The 16,238-nt window shown below is 63.4% G+C and carries 19 protein-coding genes; 10 read left to right on the forward strand and 9 right to left on the reverse strand.

The window, feature by feature from the left end:
- The first annotated feature begins 45 nt into the window (after positions 1 to 45).
- Positions 46 to 570: a glycosyltransferase gene (locus ACFSOZ_RS34575; protein ID WP_379106613.1), complete on the forward strand. Its 525-nt coding sequence runs from the start codon at positions 46 to 48 to the stop codon at positions 568 to 570.
- A 146-nt stretch (positions 571 to 716) separates the two neighbouring features.
- Positions 717 to 1,691: a hypothetical protein gene (locus ACFSOZ_RS34580; RefSeq protein WP_379105650.1), complete on the forward strand. Its 975-nt coding sequence runs from the start codon at positions 717 to 719 to the stop codon at positions 1,689 to 1,691.
- Between the two features lie 7 nt (positions 1,692 to 1,698).
- Here the strand turns inward: ACFSOZ_RS34580 and ACFSOZ_RS34585 are convergent, their stop codons facing one another.
- From ACFSOZ_RS34585 to ACFSOZ_RS34615, 7 genes are all read right to left on the reverse strand, one after another.
- Positions 1,699 to 2,124, reverse strand: coding sequence for a GFA family protein (locus ACFSOZ_RS34585; RefSeq protein ID WP_379105653.1), 426 nt, complete (start codon positions 2,122 to 2,124; stop codon positions 1,699 to 1,701).
- Between the two features lie 141 nt (positions 2,125 to 2,265).
- The gene (gene moaB / locus ACFSOZ_RS34590; protein WP_379105654.1) at positions 2,266 to 2,820 is read right to left on the reverse strand and encodes a molybdenum cofactor biosynthesis protein B; all 555 of its coding nucleotides are present in this window, start codon (positions 2,818 to 2,820) and stop codon (positions 2,266 to 2,268) included.
- 1 nt (position 2,821) lies between these two features.
- The gene (locus ACFSOZ_RS34595) at positions 2,822 to 3,709 is read right to left on the reverse strand and encodes a 4-(cytidine 5'-diphospho)-2-C-methyl-D-erythritol kinase (RefSeq protein WP_379105656.1); all 888 of its coding nucleotides are present in this window, start codon (positions 3,707 to 3,709) and stop codon (positions 2,822 to 2,824) included.
- Between the two features lie 26 nt (positions 3,710 to 3,735).
- Complete coding sequence (locus ACFSOZ_RS34600) at positions 3,736 to 3,921, reverse strand: membrane protein (RefSeq protein ID WP_027023000.1); 186 nt, start codon at positions 3,919 to 3,921, stop codon at positions 3,736 to 3,738.
- A gap of 140 nt (positions 3,922 to 4,061) precedes the next feature.
- The gene (locus ACFSOZ_RS34605; protein WP_379105658.1) at positions 4,062 to 4,922 is read right to left on the reverse strand and encodes a S49 family peptidase; all 861 of its coding nucleotides are present in this window, start codon (positions 4,920 to 4,922) and stop codon (positions 4,062 to 4,064) included.
- 79 nt (positions 4,923 to 5,001) lie between these two features.
- Positions 5,002 to 5,802, reverse strand: coding sequence for a tRNA1(Val) (adenine(37)-N6)-methyltransferase (locus tag ACFSOZ_RS34610; RefSeq protein ID WP_379105660.1), 801 nt, complete (start codon positions 5,800 to 5,802; stop codon positions 5,002 to 5,004).
- Complete coding sequence (locus ACFSOZ_RS34615) at positions 5,802 to 6,026, reverse strand: putative signal transducing protein (RefSeq protein WP_023759075.1); 225 nt, start codon at positions 6,024 to 6,026, stop codon at positions 5,802 to 5,804. Before ACFSOZ_RS34615 ends, ACFSOZ_RS34610 begins: the two co-directional genes overlap by 1 nt.
- Before the next feature lie 206 nt (positions 6,027 to 6,232).
- Between ACFSOZ_RS34615 and ACFSOZ_RS34620 the strand changes: the two genes are divergently transcribed.
- From ACFSOZ_RS34620 to ACFSOZ_RS34640, 5 genes are all read left to right on the forward strand, one after another.
- Entirely contained in the window at positions 6,233 to 7,249 is a 1,017-nt protein-coding gene (locus ACFSOZ_RS34620) for a polyprenyl synthetase family protein (protein ID WP_379105662.1), read from the forward strand.
- 99 nt (positions 7,250 to 7,348) lie between these two features.
- A complete protein-coding gene (locus ACFSOZ_RS34625; RefSeq protein WP_379105664.1) occupies positions 7,349 to 8,017 on the forward strand; it encodes a GntR family transcriptional regulator in 669 nt (222 codons plus the stop codon).
- A gap of 184 nt (positions 8,018 to 8,201) precedes the next feature.
- Entirely contained in the window at positions 8,202 to 8,795 is a 594-nt protein-coding gene (locus ACFSOZ_RS34630; protein ID WP_379105666.1) for a biotin transporter BioY, read from the forward strand.
- Complete coding sequence (locus ACFSOZ_RS34635) at positions 8,792 to 9,235, forward strand: DUF1284 domain-containing protein (RefSeq protein ID WP_379105668.1); 444 nt, start codon at positions 8,792 to 8,794, stop codon at positions 9,233 to 9,235. The genes ACFSOZ_RS34630 and ACFSOZ_RS34635 overlap by 4 nt, the downstream gene beginning before the upstream one ends.
- 238 nt (positions 9,236 to 9,473) lie before the next feature.
- Entirely contained in the window at positions 9,474 to 11,249 is a 1,776-nt protein-coding gene (locus tag ACFSOZ_RS34640) for a tetratricopeptide repeat protein (protein WP_379105670.1), read from the forward strand.
- 102 nt (positions 11,250 to 11,351) lie between these two features.
- Here the strand turns inward: ACFSOZ_RS34640 and ACFSOZ_RS34645 are convergent, their stop codons facing one another.
- Positions 11,352 to 11,813 carry a GNAT family N-acetyltransferase gene (locus ACFSOZ_RS34645; RefSeq protein ID WP_379105673.1) on the reverse strand — a complete coding sequence of 154 codons (462 nt, stop codon included), beginning with the start codon at positions 11,811 to 11,813 and terminating at the stop codon, positions 11,352 to 11,354.
- Between the two features lie 237 nt (positions 11,814 to 12,050).
- Here ACFSOZ_RS34645 and ACFSOZ_RS34650 point away from each other — a divergent pair, with 237 nt between their 5' ends.
- On the forward strand, positions 12,051 to 12,971 hold the full coding sequence (locus ACFSOZ_RS34650; protein WP_379106615.1) for a glycine--tRNA ligase subunit alpha: 921 nt from the start codon (positions 12,051 to 12,053) through the stop codon (positions 12,969 to 12,971).
- A gap of 2 nt (positions 12,972 to 12,973) precedes the next feature.
- On the opposite strand, the gene ACFSOZ_RS34655 is transcribed toward ACFSOZ_RS34650, so the two are convergent.
- Positions 12,974 to 13,150, reverse strand: a complete 177-nt coding sequence (locus ACFSOZ_RS34655) for a hypothetical protein (protein ID WP_379105675.1) — start codon at positions 13,148 to 13,150, stop codon at positions 12,974 to 12,976.
- 225 nt (positions 13,151 to 13,375) lie between these two features.
- Between ACFSOZ_RS34655 and glyS the strand changes: the two genes are divergently transcribed.
- Positions 13,376 to 15,673, forward strand: a complete 2,298-nt coding sequence (glyS, locus tag ACFSOZ_RS34660; RefSeq protein ID WP_379105677.1) for a glycine--tRNA ligase subunit beta — start codon at positions 13,376 to 13,378, stop codon at positions 15,671 to 15,673.
- A 197-nt stretch (positions 15,674 to 15,870) separates the two neighbouring features.
- Positions 15,871 to 16,200, forward strand: coding sequence for an ATPase (locus tag ACFSOZ_RS34665; protein ID WP_379105679.1), 330 nt, complete (start codon positions 15,871 to 15,873; stop codon positions 16,198 to 16,200).
- Positions 16,201 to 16,238: the final 38 nt, after the last annotated feature.

Consider the following 16,238-nt stretch of genomic DNA (forward strand, 5'->3'; position numbering starts at 1 on the left):
TGCAAAAACTGGCGCTGCGTCCGGCTTTCCGCTATTCGGCTAATGATGCTCAGTGTTCTGATCGAAACCCGCAATGACGAGGAGGGCCTAGCCCGTACGCTCGCCTCGCTGATTGGCGGCGCGGTCGAGGGCGTGGTACGTGACGTCATCGTCTGCGACACGGGTTCCACCGACCAGACGCATCGTGTTGCCGAGCATGCCGGCTGTCAGTGCGTGACCGGCGGTATCGCTGTCGGCATCCGCCAGGCCAAGGGCGACTGGCTGCTGCTTCTGGAGCCGGGCGCGCGGCTGGTCGAAGGCTGGATCGACGCGGTCGTTGCCCACACGGCGAGGCAGACCATGGCGGCGCGATTTTCGCGGGCGCGCGGCAGCCGGACACCGTTCCTGGCCCGGATCTTTTCGGGAAACCGCGCCTTGGCTGACGGGTTGGTGATTCGCAAGCATCAGGCCGCGGCAGCGGCCAAGAGTGCCGGAAGCGCCGAGGCCATCGCACGCGGCCTTGCGACAAAGCGGCTCGACGCCGAAATCTGGGTGGCGCCGCCGAGGCAAGAGCAACGCTCACCGAAGTGAGTTTTTGCAGCTGCTCTGTCCATTGTGCATTGCACAAAATCTGACACGGGGTTAGCTTCCCGTTCAGGCGGGTGAATTGGGTTTGGGTCATGCCGAGGGGTGAGCACCGATGCGGCATCGGTGTCGCCCTCATAGCCGAGGACCCAATGAACCTTTCAACCCCCGACAAATCCGGCACGGCCAGTCTCGAGGCTATTGCGCGCAACGGCAGCCTGCTGCGGCGCATCGCCGTGCGCATTCCGACCTATCTGACGGACCTGCGCGAAAACCCCGCCTGGCTACCGATGTTCATGCTGGCGCGGACAATGCCTGGGCGTCGGATGCATTGGCTCGGCGCAAAACGCGCCCGTCCTGCCGACAATGCGGGGGATACGATGTTTGCCGGCGTCGACCGCGAAGCAGTGGTCGAAGCGCTGCGTTCCGACGGGCTGTTTTCAGGCCTGGCCCTGCCGCCGGCGATCCACGAAGAGATCTCGAATTTCGCTGGGCGTACGCCTTGCTTCGGCAATTTCGACCGCCGTCTCGAATTCATGCCGGGTGAACATGCCGAGGCCGAGAAGCGCTTTGGCCGCTCGCTGCTCAGCGGGCATTTTTTCGAGCGCATCCTCGACTGCCAGGCGGCACTCGCCATCCAGCGCGATCCGCTGCTTCTCGACATCGCCGCGCACTATCTCGGCGGCCAGGCGAAGCTGATCACGACGCGCGTCTGGTGGAGTTTCCCGACCGGTGCGGCTTCGGACGCCGACAAGAACCTTGCCTCGCTCGGCAAGTATCATTTCGACCTCGACGACTGGCGCATGCTGAAATTCTTCTTCTATCTCAAGCCGGTCGACGCCGACACCGGTCCGCATGTCTATGTCCGGGGCAGCCACAAGCGCCGCAGCCTCAAGCACCAGCTCACCCTACTGGTCGGCCATCCTGCGCAAGAGGTTCTGGATGTCTATGGCGAGCAGAGCCCGGTGACGCTGACGGGCGACGCCGGCCTCGGCTTCGTCGAGGATCCCTTCGGCTTCCACATGGGCACCGTGCCGGCGCGTACGCCGCGGCTGATGATGGAAGTCGGCTTCGGCGTGTCGCCGCCGTCACGCCGACGCTTTCATGGCGAGCCGGTCATCCGTTGAGAGCTGGCTACTCGAAGCTCATCTCGACAGGCATCCAGCGAGCGCGGCGTCTGGCTTGGCGCTGCTCTCTGCCTTCGGCATCGAAGTCGACAGGGACCGGTTCCTGATTGAACCGCTCTCGGTCGTCCAGGGCGTTGATGATGACGATCGCCCTTGCATCGTCATCATCCCCGGCGATTGCCGCGACATAGACGCCGCACTCCCCGCAGATCAAATAGTCGGCCGTCCTCAGCTCAAACCGATATGTCCGCAATTGCGCTCTGTCCTTGACCGAGATGGTCAGTCTGCCGGCTGGATCGGCGACAGCGCGCGAACCATGCTTGACGCAGAACGAGCACTGGCAGGCGCGAACTTCGATTTGCGACGGGTCGAGTTCGGTTGAAAATCCAAGGCGAACATTGCCGCAATGGCATCCGCCAGTGTGCACATTCATCGTATCTGCCCTGTCGTGACGGCGATGATCGCCTTCACGCAGGGTACTTTTTCCGGGGTTGGGTTTGAATGGGGTTTCGAAGGCGCCGGTATTTGTTCCGCCTTGCAAATGCCACGTGGAACCGGCGCTTTGCCTCGGCTTTTACGGAGCCGATTTTCCGCGCCGCAGATGTTCGTCCAGGCGCGGCATGATCTCGATGAAGTTGCAGGGCATATGACGGTAGTCGAGCTGCGCCTTGAGGATGCCGTCCCAGGCGTCCCTGCAGGCCCCGGGCGAGCCCGGCAGCACGAAGACGAAGGTGGCGTTGACGACGCCACCGGTCGCCCGGCTCTGGATCGTCGAGGTGCCGATCTTGTCGTAGGAGATGCGGTGGAACACTTCCGAAAAGCCGTCCATGCGCTTTTCGAAGATCGGCTCCAGCGCTTCCGGCGTCACGTCGCGCCCGGTGAAGCCGGTGCCGCCAGTGGTGATCACGACATCGATCGCCGGGTCCTTCGACCAGCCAAGCACCTTGTCGCGGATTTTGTCCCGGTCATCGGTGACGATATCGCGGGCGGCGAGGATGTGACCGGTTTCAGTGATGCGGTCGGCCAGCGTCTGGCCGGATTTGTCGTCGGCAAGGCTGCGTGTGTCGGACACGGTCAGCACCGCGATGCGGATCGGGATGAAAGGGCGGCTCTCGTCAATCCTGGCCATCTCAATCGGCCTCCGATGTCATGCTGCGCGTCGCGGCGACGAACCAGTCGGGCTGACGGCTGCGGATGTCGGCGGCGGCGCGCTTGGCGACATTACCGGTCTCGAACAGGCCGAAGCATGTCGCGCCGGATCCGGACATGCGCGAGAATCCCGATCCAGCCTTGTTGAGCCAGGAAAGCGCTCTGCCGATGGCGGGCTGCATCGTCAGCGCTGCAGGCTCAAGATCATTGCGGGTGATCTCCAGCCAGTTGCGCAGGCTATGGAAGTCGATGCTGCGCGGCAGCGGCGGCAGTGGCTCATTGTCGCGACGGGAAAGCGCTGCGAAGACGTCGGCGGTCGAAAGCGCGGTGCCCGGATTGACCAGCACCAGCCCGAGCGCCGAAAAATCCGGCACCATCGTCAACTCGTCACCAATACCGCGCGCCACCAGCGGCTTGGCAGCCAGGCACATCGGCACATCGGCACCAAGCGAGAGGCCGATCCGCGCCAGCTCAGTGGCATCGATATCCAGGCTCCATGTCTCTGCCAGCCCGCGCAGCACGGCTGCCGCGTCGCTTGAGCCGCCGCCGACGCCGGAGGCAACCGGCAGGTTCTTTTCAAGCCGGACGGCGACCGGCGGGGTCCTCTCCAGCCCGGTTTCCCTTCGCAGGGCATCGCGAGCCTTGAGCACCAGATTGCTGGCGTCGAGAGGAACGGCCGGCGCGTAGCGGCCGGACACGGCAAAATCATCGCTGTCGGCGAGCGCGATCTCGACCCTGTCGCCAAAACGCGTGAACACCGCCAGGCTTTCGATCAGGTGATAACCGTCGGGGCGCCTGCCGGTGACATGCAGCGCCAGATTGATCTTGGCATGTGCATGCCAGGTACGCGACCCGATGTCGGTGTCCACGGCGTCAGTCGTATGCGGGATGATGCTCAGTCCTTGGCCAGCCGGTATTCGCCGGTCTTCGGATCCTTGACCAGCGTACCCATCGCGCCGTTGGCCGCCTGCTTTTCGGTGCGCCGCACCTTGGCGGTCACGCGCTCAGCTTCCCGGATGAAGGTGCGGTAGCCGAAATAGGCGGCGACGCCAACGACGGTGAAGAAAATGATCTGCGGCATGCCAAAACTCCTCCCACGCTGGGCCGGCGAAGGCGGCCGGTCGGGTCGGTTAGTGCATGTCGCCGAAAAGTGGCCCCGGCTTTGGGAAAACGACATGCATAAGACTTCAAGCGCTCATGCTAGACGGTTTTGCCGGGTTTTCAAAGCCCGAACCGTGCCCACAACGCGCGCTCTTCCGCCGCATCGATGACGCCGCTGGCGGCTGCCGCGGCGATATCGGGCGCCGAAAAGCCCTTGCTCGAGCCGAACAGGCCGAAGCGGCTGAGGAAACCGCGCGGCGTCGTGATCAGCCTGAGCTGCGTCTTCGCACCAAAACGGGTTTTCAGCACCGTGCGCATGTCGCCGAGCGCGTCGACCAGGCCGAGTTCGAGGCCCTTCATACCGGTCCAGAACAGGCCGGTGAACAGGTCCGGATCGTCCTTCAGCTTCGTGCCACGCCTCTCCTTGACGAGGTCGATGAAGGTGCCGTGCACCTCGAGCTGCAGCGCCTTCAGGCGCTCGACGTCTTCCTTCTTCTCCGGCTTGAACGGATCGAGCACAGCCTTGTTCTGGCCGGCGGTGTGGACGCGGCGCTCGACACCGATCTTCTTCATCAGCTCCGGAAAGCCGAACGAGGCCGAGACCACGCCGATCGAACCGACGATCGAGGACGGATCGGCGAAGATCTCGTCGCCGGCGACCGCGATCATGTAGCCGCCCGATGCCGCGACATCCTCGACGAAAACCAGCACCTTTTTGTCCTTCTCGGTCGCCAGGTCGCGGATGCGCTTGAAGATCAGCCGTGACTGCACCGGCGAGCCGCCGGGCGAATTGATCGAGATGGCGACCGCCGGCGCGTCATAGGAAAACGCCTTTTCGATGAGGCCGGCGGTGGAGGCAAGCGACAGGTTCTGCCGGAACTGACCGCCCGACATGATCGTGCCGTGCAGCCGGATGACCGGAATGGTGACGACCGTGGAGCGCCAGGATTTCGGCAGCAGGCGGTTGAAAAGTCGTTTCACGAGGGCGCGGTCTCCGGTCGATGGGTTGCTGGCATGTAGGGATTCCCCGGCCAACGGCAATGTGGCGGGGCAGAATAGCTCAGTCTCCGAACAACGAGGCCAGGCCGTTGGTGATCATTTCGCTGCGTTCATCAGGACCGTGGCCCGATTGCGCGTGAAGCATCAGGGGAGGGCGGATGGCGAGTTTCCCCCGCGCCCCGAGCGCTGCCCGCACCACGATGCGGATCGCCGCCGCGTCGGGGCGTGGGTGGACGGCGAGCATCTCGGCGTCGCCGAAGCGCCCGGCGAGCGCATCGAGAATGGAGCCGAACTGATCCGGCCGGGCGATCACGGCGAGCCCGCCGCGCGGCCTGACCACCGCAGCCGCGCTGCGGATCCAGCTCTCGAACAGCCCGTCCTCCATGACATGCGCTTGCTTTCTCAGGCGATCTGGCGTGGCGCGGTCCCGTGCGGCGTTGAAAGGCGGGTTCATGATGACGAAGTCGAAGTCATTGTCGGCGAGGCCGGCCGCCGCCCGAGCCCGGCCCGATAGGGTGACATCAGCGACCAGCACGGAGGCACGATCGCTGAGATGGGCATTGCCGGGGTGGGTAAGGGTGGCCGCCGCGAAGGCTGCCATTTCCGGCGCGCGTTCGACAAGCACCGCCACGGCCGCCGGGCAGCGCGACAGCACCGCCAGCGCGGCGGCCCCGGCGCCGGCTCCGAAATCGGCGAGACGTCCGCCAAAAGAGGATGGCACGGACGCCGCCAGTAGCATTGCATCCATGCCGGCGCGATGCCCTCCCTGCTTGGGCTGCACGAGCCAGAACCGGCCGCGATGGAAAGCATCGACCGTGTGGGCCGGCGTGTCCGGGGCAAGGGTGGCCGGTGCGGCGGGCATTATTTTCCGCGGATTTCGTTGGCGATGCCGGCATCCGTCAGGATGCGCCGTGCCGCGTCGGCCTTGTCCGCGTCGACCATGACGCGTCGCGGCAGGATGCCGAGCGAGCCGTCGAGCACGCTCATGTTCTGGTCGGCGACGAAGCAGCCGATGCCGGCATCGCGCATCAGCGATTCGACAAAGGAGATGATGACGGCGTCGTTGGTGCGAATGAGCTCTATCATCGGGCGAAACTCTCAGTTTGCGGCGCATATGTAAACGGGCAGGCGGATTTCCTGGCCAAAGCCGACCTCCCTTTCGGCAGGGTTGACAGGCTGTCATCGCCGCCGCGCCAATTCGCCACTTGCCGTGGCCGTGTCTGCCGCCCTAGAGTCCATGCAGGGACCAAGGGTGCCGTCGCACGCGTTATACCAAGACGGGAGTGATTGTCGTGGGTGTCGTTCTCAACATCGAAAACGGGAAGCGGGAACCCGCATCCATCAAGGATTTGATCGACCTGACGGCGGCCGATATGGGACGCGTCAACGAATTGATCCTGTCCAAGGCCGGTTCCGACGTCGAGATGATCCCGGAGGTTGCCAACCATCTGATCTCGTCCGGCGGCAAGCGGCTGCGGCCGATGCTGACGCTCGCCGCCGCGCAAATGTTCGGCTATGCCGGCGAAGGCCATGTCAAGCTCGCCACGGCCGTCGAATTCATGCATACGGCGACGCTTCTCCACGACGATGTCGTCGACGAGAGCGGCATGCGGCGCGGCAAGAAAACCGCCCGCATGATCTGGGGCAACCAGGCGAGCGTGCTGGTCGGCGATTTCCTGCTCGGTCAGGCCTTCCGCATGATGGTCGATGTCGGTTCGCTGGAAGCGCTCGACATCCTGTCGAGTGCGGCCTCGATCATCGCCGAGGGCGAGGTGATGCAGCTCGCCGCCGCCAAGAACCTCGAAACCACCGAGGACGAGCATTTCGCCGTCATCAAGGCCAAGACCGCGGCGCTGTTTTCGGCCGCTGCCGAGGTCGGCCCGGTGATTGCCCAGGCGACCCGCAATGACCGTGCAGCACTGCGCTCCTACGGCATGAATCTCGGCCTTGCCTTCCAGCTGATCGACGATGCGCTGGACTATGGCGGCACCAGCAAGGATCTGGGCAAGAATGTCGGCGACGATTTCCGCGAGGGCAAGGTGACCTTGCCGGTCATTCTCGCCTACAGGCGCGGCACCAAGGCGGAGCGCACCTTCTGGAAGCGCGCCATCGAGGACAATGTCACCGATGACGCCGGCCTGGAAAAGGCGATCGGTCTGATGACCCGCCACGGCGCCATTGCCGACACGATCGGGCGCGCGCGCCATTTCGGCGAGATCGCCCGCGATGCGCTGGCGCCGCTGGAAGCGACGCCGCAGAAATCGGCGCTGATCGACGTCATCGATTTCTGCATCAGCCGGGTGAACTGAGCGGCTGGCGTTTCGCCGGCTCCCTCTGGCCGGAGGAAGGTCGCGAATCCCGGTCTTGCCGTCTCGACAAGCTGCCCCGCCGCAAATTATCTATAAAACATGGCAAAGGGCACAGACGACACCATCGCCGTCCGCATCAGCAAGGTACTGGCGGACCGCATCATCTCGGGCGCGATCGAGCCCGGGGCTCGGCTTCGGCAGGATCACATCGCCGAGGAATTCCAAACCAGCCATGTGCCGGTGCGCGAGGCCTTCCGCCGCCTCGAGGCGCAAGGGCTGGCCGTCGGTGAGCCGCGCCGTGGCGTGCGTGTCGCGTCTTTCGATCTGGGTGAGGTCAAGGAGGTCGCCGAAATGCGGGCGGCACTTGAAGTGCTGGCGCTGCGCCATGCCGCCCCGCACCTGACATCAGCCATTCTCCAACTGGCAGAGGAGGCGACCAAGGCCGGCGACAAGTCCCGCGATGTCAGGTCATGGGAAGAAGCCAACCGCGCCTTCCACCGGCTGATCCTGGCGCCATGCGGCATGCCGCGCCTGCTCGCCACCATCGACGATCTGCACGCGGCGAGTGCCCGCTTCCTGTTCGCGGCATGGCGCTCGGAGTGGGAAAAACGCACCGATCAGGACCACCGCGCGATATTGGCCGCCTTGCGGCAGGGAAATACCGAATCGGCAGCCGCGACACTGGGGCGGCATGTCCAATGGATCGGCCGCAAGCCGGTCAGGACCGCCTCCGGGACGACGCGAGAAGCCTTTGCCATCGTCGGCTGATGCATGCCACCCAAAAAGTGGCGCCGGTTTTTGGAACAACGACAAAAAACAACGTCCAAAGCACGTCGCGACGCGCTTTGGACGGTCTCTGCAGAGGGAGGACTTGCTATCTCACCGGAATTGTGGATTCGATAATAGATCGAAATCAGAAATTATCTATAATTTTTGGAGCGAAGGAATTCCAATGACAGACGTCGCATTCTCGTCCCACAACCCGTCGTTCAGCCCGCTCCGCCTTCAGGGTCGCTCTCTCGGCTGGCAGGTCGGAGCCGTTGTGCTCGGCACACTGTTCCTGGCGCTGTCGTCCTACATCGAGGTGCCGATGGTGCCGGTTCCTGTGACCATGCAGACTTTCGTCGTGACATTGATCGGCGCGCTCTATGGCTGGCGGCTTGGCGCCATCACCATCGCCGCCTGGCTGGTCGAGGGCGCGGTCGGCTTTCCGGTTCTGGCTGGAGGGGCAGCCGGCGTGCAGCATTTCGTCGGGCCGACGGGCGGCTATCTCTTTGCCTTCCCGATTGTCGGCGCGCTCGTCGGCTGGCTGGCTGAACGCGGCTGGAACGGCAACAGGGTGGTGCTCGCCTTCGCCGCCATGCTGCTCGGCAACCTTGCCTGTCTGGTGCTCGGAACAGCATGGCTCGCCATCATGATCGGCGCCGAAAAGGCCATCACCTTGGGCTTCCTGCCGTTCATCGTCGGCGGATTGCTGAAATCGGCGCTCGGTGCCGCGACGCTGATGGCTGTTCCCGGCGGCAAGGCGAAACCGGGCAATCCGTGACGATCAGGCTGCGCGCCCATCACCTCCTTTGCCTGCTCACCTATGTGGGCAAGGGATACAGCCCCGCCTTCACCGCTAATTACGACGGGATCGCGGAGCGTCTGAGCCGGGGCGAGGACATCCTCCTCGTTTCCGGCCCGGACGATGTCTGCGCCCCATTGCTCGACGAGCCGGAACCTCACTGCCTGCGCGAGAGCGCCGCCGAGCGGGACCAACTGGCGGCGCAGGATATGGCGGAGCTGCTGGCGCGGCCAATCCGGGCTGGTGACCGCCCCGATCTCGATGCGGCAATCCTGGCACGGATGCGGCAGGCATTTTCGGCCGGCCTTGTGCGAAAGGCCTGCGGCGGCTGCGAGTGGAACGGGCTGTGCAGCACGGTTGCGGCCGGCGGCTATCGTGACACGCAGGTGCAACGGCCTGCCTTGCCGGGCAAGCACTGATATCGGCGACGGAGTCTCGCGGTCGACTCTGTGATATGGTGGGCTCCGCGCAGGGCCATGGCCGGAACGCGAAACCGGAAAACTGTCCCTTGTCGCCATGGTTTGTTAATCGGGTGCCCGGATTGTGAATTCGAGGCGGATTGAAGCGCGACCCCAAAAAGGCCATGCTTTGCCCGGAAAGATCGAGTCTACGTCTATCCCGCTTACGCGGAGATGACGCCTGGCTGAAAGGGATACGATGCAGCAAGGACGTGCGCGCTGGCTGACAAGGCTGGCAATTGTGACGGGCATGGCGATCTCGGCCTTGCCGGCCTATGCCAAGCAAACCACCGAACCGGTCAAGATCACGTCGTTCTCGGGAGCCTATCTGGCCGCCCGCATCGCCGAAGGCGACAACGACCTCGACAATGCCATCGCCTATTACAAGCAGGCATTGGCCTTCGATCCGAGCGACACCGGCCTGCAGCAGAGCCTGATGCTGTCGCTGATCGCTCAAGGGCGCTTCGACGAATCCCTGGTCTATGCCGACAAGCTCAAGGAAGTTCCCGATGTCGAGCGCTTCTCGCGCCTGGCGCTGGCGGTCGATTCCTTCCACAAGAAGGATTTTACCAAGGCACAGTATTGGCTGAAGCTCTCACTGGAATCGGACCTCGACCGGCTGATCTCCGGGGTCATGTCCGGCTGGGCCGAACAAGGCGCCGGCCAGCCCAGCGATGCGATGGCTTCCGTCGACAAGCTCCAGGGCCCGGATTGGTTCGGCCTGTTCAAATCCTTTCATCGCGCGCTGATCGCCGACGCGTCTGGCATGCCTGAAAAGGCCGAGGCGATCTACGCCGCGACGATGCAGGATACGGCGGCTGGTGGTGCGGCTCCCGAAACCTGGATGCGCAACGCCCAGGCCTACGCGTCGTTCCTGGCCCGCAAGGGCGACAAGGCCAAGGCGCTGTCGGTGCTCGATCAGGCCGAGGCGTTTTCGCCCGGCAAGCTGGAAATCGTCGCCTTGCGCGACAAGATCAGCAAGGGCGACAAGATGGCGCCTTTTGCTGCCGGTCCGTCGGACGGTGCGTCGGAAATCCTGCTTGATCTCGCCACGGCGCTCAATCGCGGTGGCGGCGAGCCGTTCGTTCGCCTCTATCTGCAGTATGCCCTGGCCCTGAAGCCCGACAGCGACGCCGCCCTCGTGCAACTCGCCGCGGTGTCCGAGCAGTTGAAGGACGGCGAGGGCGCCATCGCGCTCTATCGGCGCATCCCCGACTCTTCGCCGCTGAAGGAACTTTCGGACCTGCAACTCGGCCTCAACCTTGCCGATCTCAATCGCCAGGACGAGGCGATCACCCATCTGAAGGCGTTTGTCGATGCGCATCCCGACGACATGCGCGCCTATCTGGCACTCGGTGGTGTCTATTCCTCGAAGGATGATTTCCGCTCCGCGGCCAATCTCTACGACAAGGCGGTCACGGTGCTGAAGACGCCGACGGCGGCCAACTGGAACATCTTCTACCAGCGCGGCATCGCCTATGAGCGGCTGAAGGAATGGCCGAAGGCCGAGCCGAACTTCCGCAAGGCGCTGGACCTGTTCCCCGACCAGCCGCAGGTGTTGAACTACCTCGGCTATTCCTGGGTCGACATGAACACGAACCTCAAGGAAGGCCTGGCGATGATCCAGAAGGCCGTCGATCTCAGGCCGAGCGACGGTTACATCGTCGATTCGCTGGGCTGGGCCTATTTCCGCCTCGGCAGGTTCGACGACGCGGTGCGCGAAATGGAACGCGCCGTGTCGCTGAAGCCGGAGGATCCGGTTCTCAACGACCATCTCGGCGATGCCTACTGGCGGGTCGGCCGCAAACTGGAAGCCACCTTCCAGTGGAACCAGGCGCGCGACCTGAAGCCGGATCCCGATGTGCTGGCCACCTTGCAGCAGAAGCTGATGAAGGGCTTGCCGCCGATCGAATCCAACACGGCGCAGGAAACCCCGAAGGTCAAGCCCGAGCCGGTGCCTGCCCCGAAGGGGTGAAATCGGTTTTTTTGAATGCAAACGGGGCTCTTTCGGAGCCCCGTTTTCGTTTGGACGTCCATTCGTCCAAAACTAAACACGCGCCAATGCGCTGGAACAGCCTCAGAACAGCTTCCGATAGACGACGAAGCCGGAGCGTTCGCCGACCTTGTCGTAAAGCTTCATCGCCGTGTGATTGGTCTCATGCGTCAGCCAGTACACCCGGCCCGAACCGGCAGATTGGGCACGCTGGTAGACGCCCTCTATCAGCGCCTGGCCGATGCCTTTGCCACGCGAGGCCTGCGTGGTGAAAAGATCCTGCAGATAGCAATTCGGCGCGATCGCCGTGGTGCTGCGGTGGAAGAGGTAGTGCACGAGCCCGATAAGCTGTCCCTCCCTTTCGGCAACCAGCGCATGCATCGGCTCATAGGCGTCGAAAAAACGCGACCATGTCATGGCGGTGATCTCGCCTGGCAGAGCCGTCTCGCCCGAGCGGCCATAAAATGCGTTGTAGCCGTCCCACAGTGGCAGCCACTGGTCGAAATCCTGGCGCGTGATCGGGCGGATGATGATCGGGCGGGGCATGGCTGAGCCTGTTGTTTGACACGGACGAGGCATGGAACTGATCCCAAGCTCTCTTAGGCGGCAATGGGCCAGCCACCTGCAATGCATTCAACATCTTCGGCACGGTCGCGGCGGTCCGCGTCGGCGCGCCTTGCTTGACGCTTCGCCGGCGGGTCTCTAGGACGTGCCGGCAAGCTAGCCTTTGCTGTCGAGGCCCCCGTGACGAATGAAATCCCGACGATTGAAATCCCCGCCCATATGCATCCCAGCCGCTCGTTCCAGGGGCTGATCCTGACCTTGCACAACTACTGGGCGGACTATGGTTGCGTCATCCTGCAGCCCTACGACATGGAGGTCGGCGCCGGCACCTTTCACCCGGCAACGACGTTGCGCGCACTCGGGCCAAAACGCTGGAACGCCGCCTACGTCCAGCCTTCGCGCCGCCCCAAGGATGGCCGCTACGGCGAGAACCCGAACCGGCTGCAGCATTATTACCAGTATCAGGTGATCCTGAAGCCGAACCCGCCGAACCTGCAGGAGCTCTACCTCGGCTCGCTGGCGGCGATCGGCGTCGATCCGTTGCTGCACGATATCCGCTTCGTCGAGGACGACTGGGAAAGCCCGACGCTGGGCGCCTGGGGCCTTGGCTGGGAATGCTGGTGCGACGGCATGGAAGTGTCGCAGTTCACCTACTTCCAGCAGGTCTGCGGCATCGAATGCGCGCCGGTGGCGGGCGAACTGACCTACGGGCTCGAGCGGCTGGCCATGTATGTGCAGGGCGTCGACAATGTCTACGACCTCAACTTCAACGGCCGCGAAGGCGCCGACAAGGTCACCTACGGCGATGTCTTCCTGCAGGCCGAGCAGGAATATTCGCGCCACAATTTCGAATACGCCAACACGGCGATGCTGCTGCGCCACTTCGAGGACGCCGAGGCCGAGTGCAAGGCGCTGCTCGATGCCGGTGCGCCGGCGTCGAACGACAATCTGCCGATGCACCGCATGGTTTTCCCGGCCTACGACCAGTGCATCAAGGCCAGCCATGTCTTCAATCTGCTCGACGCGCGCGGCGTGATTTCGGTCACCGAGCGGCAGAGCTACATCTTGCGGGTGCGCAATCTGGCGAAATCCTGCGGCGAGGCGTTTTTGAAGACGCAGGCCGGCGGACTGGCGGCCTGAGTTCAGGCACGCTTCGTCATGTCGAGGGAAGCGTTGATCGGCAGTGCGTTCTGACCGCTGGCACCGTCGATCGTGCGCAATGCCTGCCGAACGCCCGGCATCGAGAAGGCGCCGTGGGCCTGCGCGGTGAAGCAGGCGCTGAGCGCGAGGATCTGCAGTAGTCTTGATGCCGTTTTCATGGTCGTTCAGCCAATAGTTCCCTGCCTGAGCGTGGGTCGCTTCAGCGCAGCATTCGGTTCATGGAAATCTTTGATCCAAGGACGGGCGGGATCGCCTCGTCCCGACTGGGCCGCCAGAATTTCCAGAAATCAGTCGAAGTCGGCGATCGCCGCGCGGAAAGGGTGACAGCGGCCAGCCGAGTTGCTATGCCCCGCGCGGACCATTTTGCCGCGTGAGCCCCATCCATGCCTGACCTGCTTCTAGAACTTCGCTCGGAAGAGATTCCCGCCCGCATGCAGCGCAAGGCGGCGGGTGATCTCAGGAAGATGCTGACCGACGGTCTTGTCGAGGCGGGGCTGACCTATGAGGCGGCGCGCGAATACTGGACGCCGCGGCGGCTGGCGCTGGACATCCGTGGCCTCAACGCGCGCTCGAAGGATGTAAGCGAGGAGATCAAGGGGCCTTCGACGACCGCGCCTGAGCAGGCGGTCCTGGGTTTCCTGCGCAAAGCCGGGCTTTCGTCGATCGCCGAGGCGCATGTCCATTCCGACCCGAAGAAGGGCGATTTTTATGTCGCTCACATTTCGAAGCCGGGCAGGGCGGCGGAAGAGATCATCGCCGAACTGGTGCCGGGCATCATCCGCAGCTTTCCCTGGCCAAAATCAATGCGCTGGGGGCCGGCCTCGGCCAAGCCCGGCTCGCTGCGCTGGGTGCGGCCGCTGCAATCGATCCTGTGTACATTCGGCCCGGAGACCGAGGAGCCGGTGGTGGTCGATTTCGAGATCGACGGCATTCGCTCGGGCAACATCACCTACGGCCACCGCTTCCATGCGCCTGATGCCATCATGGTGCGCCGCTTTGACGACTATGTCTCCAAGCTGGAAGCGGCGAAGGTCGTGCTCGACGCCGACCGGCGCAAGGAAATCATCCTTGCCGATGCCCGCAATCTTGCCTTCGCCAATGGACTCGATCTGGTCGAGGACGACGGGCTGCTGGAGGAAGTGTCCGGCCTGGTCGAGTGGCCGGTGGTGCTGATGGGCGAGTTCGAGCAGGCTTTCCTGGCCATTCCGGCCGAGGTGATCCGGCTGACCATCCGCGCCAACCAGAAATGCTTTGTGACGCGGCCGCAGGGTGTTGCCGAATATCTTTCCAATCGCTTCATCCTCACCGCGAACATCGAGGCCAAGGATTGCGGCAAGGAGATCGCTCACGGCAACGGCAAGGTGGTGCGTGCCCGCCTGTCCGACGCGCTCTATTTCTGGACGACCGACCAGGGCGATTTGCCGGATCTCGGTGAGCTCGAGGCATCGGCGGAAAAATTCGGGCTCGATCTGAAGAAGCCGCTCGACCAGCGCATGGCCCGCCTCGATCATCTCGGCGTCACCTTCCACGCCAAGCTCGGCACGCAAGGTGAACGGGTGGAGCGGATTGCCAGGCTCGCCGAGGAATTGGCGCCGATCGTCGGCGCCGATCCCGCGCTGGCGCGCCGCGCCGCTGTCCTGGCGAAGGCCGATCTCACCACCGAAGTCGTCGGCGAATTTCCAGAACTGCAAGGCGCCATGGGCCGCAAATACGCGCTGCTGCAGGGTGAGCATCCATCTGTCGCCGCCGCCACTGAAGAACACTACAAGCCGCAAGGCCCTTCCGACCGCGTGGCGAGCGATCCGGTGTCGGTCGCTGTCGCTCTTGCCGACAAACTCGACATGCTGGTCGGTTTCTGGGCTATCGACGAAAAGCCGACAGGGTCAAAAGATCCCTATGCGCTGCGTCGGGCGGCGCTGGGTGTGGTTAGGATATTGGTCGAAAACGCCAAGTCCCTTTCTCTGCGACACCAGTTGGCGAATGCACTTTTCGGATTCACGTTCAGCGGGGGAAATCGTTTTTCGGCAGTGTGGAAGGCTGAGGACGGCGGTGAATTCACGACAGGCGTCGGCTCATCCAGCGATCTTCTCGACGAGCGTTTTGTCGGCCTTCATTCTGAACTGGCTGGACTGACCCATGAGCGCTCGGCTTCCGAGTTGATCCCAGATATCCTCGCCTTCTTCCACGACCGCTTGAAGGTCTACCTGCGCGACCAGGGTGCCCGGCACGATCTCATCGACGCCGTCATCACACCGCAGTCCGACGACCTCTTGCAGATCGTCCGCCGCGTCGAGGCACTTGGTTCGTTCCTCGACACGGAGGATGGCAGGAACCTGCTCGCCGGCACCAAGCGTGCGGCCAACATCCTGGCTGCCGAGGAGAAGAAGAAAACGGCGGTCGCTGACCATGTTGAGCCGGCGCTGTTTCGGGAAGGCGCCGAGAAATCACTGTTTGCGGCGGTGAATCAGGCTGAGAAGCAAGCCGGCGAAGCGATTCAAAACGATGATTTTTCCGGCGCTCTGCTGGCGCTTAGCGTGTTGCGCGAACCGGTTGATTCATTCTTTGAGCATGTTCTCGTAAATGATGAGGACCAGGCCGTGCGCGCCAACCGCCTGGCGCTGCTCGCCCGCATCCGCGCGGCCACCGGTCAGGTCGCGGATTTCTCCAAGATCGCTGGCTGAGAAGCATGATCCCGAACCGAAGGTCCGCGTCAGCGAAAAGCGGGCACCGGTTTTCGGACGAGATCATGCTCAGACAAAACAGGCCCTAGGGCCAAGAAAATTCGCTTTGCCGCCAGCCGTTCGCGCCGGCTTACAGTCATATGACGATGATCTCTCCGTGGCAAAAGGGACATGTTCCCCAACCCACGGAGGCTTCCATGAATTCTGATCACGCAATCGAAGTGACAGAAGAAACCCCGGCTCCCGCCGAGGCGCTTGAATCCGCTTCCGAAACCGCCCTCGACCATGCCGCTGCCGCCGCCACGGTCGAAGCGGCCGATCTGTCGGAAGACGACGAAGATGGCGACGATGAAGACGGCGAAGAGTCTGATAAGGACGACGCCGAAGCCGCCACGCTCTCGGATGACGACGACGATGAAGATGAGGACGAAGACGACGCCGACGACAGCGTGAAGGCTGAAGGCGACGACGAAAAATCCGAAGAAGACGAATCCGAAGAAGACGACGACAAGGAAGAAGCCGCCTGATTTTCCGCTGCTCGGTCTATCGATGGCAGGGCGGTGCT

The sequence above is a fragment of the Mesorhizobium newzealandense genome (genome assembly GCF_042682145.1).
Lineage (GTDB): Bacteria > Pseudomonadota > Alphaproteobacteria > Rhizobiales > Rhizobiaceae > Mesorhizobium > Mesorhizobium newzealandense.

What these genes read in the sequence shown, in the direction of transcription:
- ACFSOZ_RS34665 (WP_379105679.1), top strand. Translation starts at nt 15,871, where the DNA reads ATGAATTCTGATCACGCAATCGAAGTGACAGAAGAAACCCCGGCTCCC.
- moaB (WP_379105654.1), bottom strand. Translation starts at nt 2,820, where the DNA reads ATGGCCAGGATTGACGAGAGCCGCCCTTTCATCCCGATCCGCATCGCG.
- ACFSOZ_RS34580 (WP_379105650.1), top strand. Translation starts at nt 717, where the DNA reads ATGAACCTTTCAACCCCCGACAAATCCGGCACGGCCAGTCTCGAGGCT.
- ACFSOZ_RS34575 (WP_379106613.1), top strand. Translation starts at nt 46, where the DNA reads ATGCTCAGTGTTCTGATCGAAACCCGCAATGACGAGGAGGGCCTAGCC.
- ACFSOZ_RS34585 (WP_379105653.1), bottom strand. Translation starts at nt 2,124, where the DNA reads ATGAATGTGCACACTGGCGGATGCCATTGCGGCAATGTTCGCCTTGGA.
- ACFSOZ_RS34640 (WP_379105670.1), top strand. Translation starts at nt 9,474, where the DNA reads ATGCAGCAAGGACGTGCGCGCTGGCTGACAAGGCTGGCAATTGTGACG.
- ACFSOZ_RS34615 (WP_023759075.1), bottom strand. Translation starts at nt 6,026, where the DNA reads ATGATAGAGCTCATTCGCACCAACGACGCCGTCATCATCTCCTTTGTC.
- ACFSOZ_RS34630 (WP_379105666.1), top strand. Translation starts at nt 8,202, where the DNA reads ATGACAGACGTCGCATTCTCGTCCCACAACCCGTCGTTCAGCCCGCTC.
- ACFSOZ_RS34655 (WP_379105675.1), bottom strand. Translation starts at nt 13,150, where the DNA reads ATGAAAACGGCATCAAGACTACTGCAGATCCTCGCGCTCAGCGCCTGC.
- ACFSOZ_RS34645 (WP_379105673.1), bottom strand. Translation starts at nt 11,813, where the DNA reads ATGCCCCGCCCGATCATCATCCGCCCGATCACGCGCCAGGATTTCGAC.
- ACFSOZ_RS34600 (WP_027023000.1), bottom strand. Translation starts at nt 3,921, where the DNA reads ATGCCGCAGATCATTTTCTTCACCGTCGTTGGCGTCGCCGCCTATTTC.
- ACFSOZ_RS34610 (WP_379105660.1), bottom strand. Translation starts at nt 5,802, where the DNA reads ATGCCCGCCGCACCGGCCACCCTTGCCCCGGACACGCCGGCCCACACG.
- glyS (WP_379105677.1), top strand. Translation starts at nt 13,376, where the DNA reads ATGCCTGACCTGCTTCTAGAACTTCGCTCGGAAGAGATTCCCGCCCGC.
- ACFSOZ_RS34625 (WP_379105664.1), top strand. Translation starts at nt 7,349, where the DNA reads ATGGCAAAGGGCACAGACGACACCATCGCCGTCCGCATCAGCAAGGTA.
- ACFSOZ_RS34650 (WP_379106615.1), top strand. Translation starts at nt 12,051, where the DNA reads ATGCATCCCAGCCGCTCGTTCCAGGGGCTGATCCTGACCTTGCACAAC.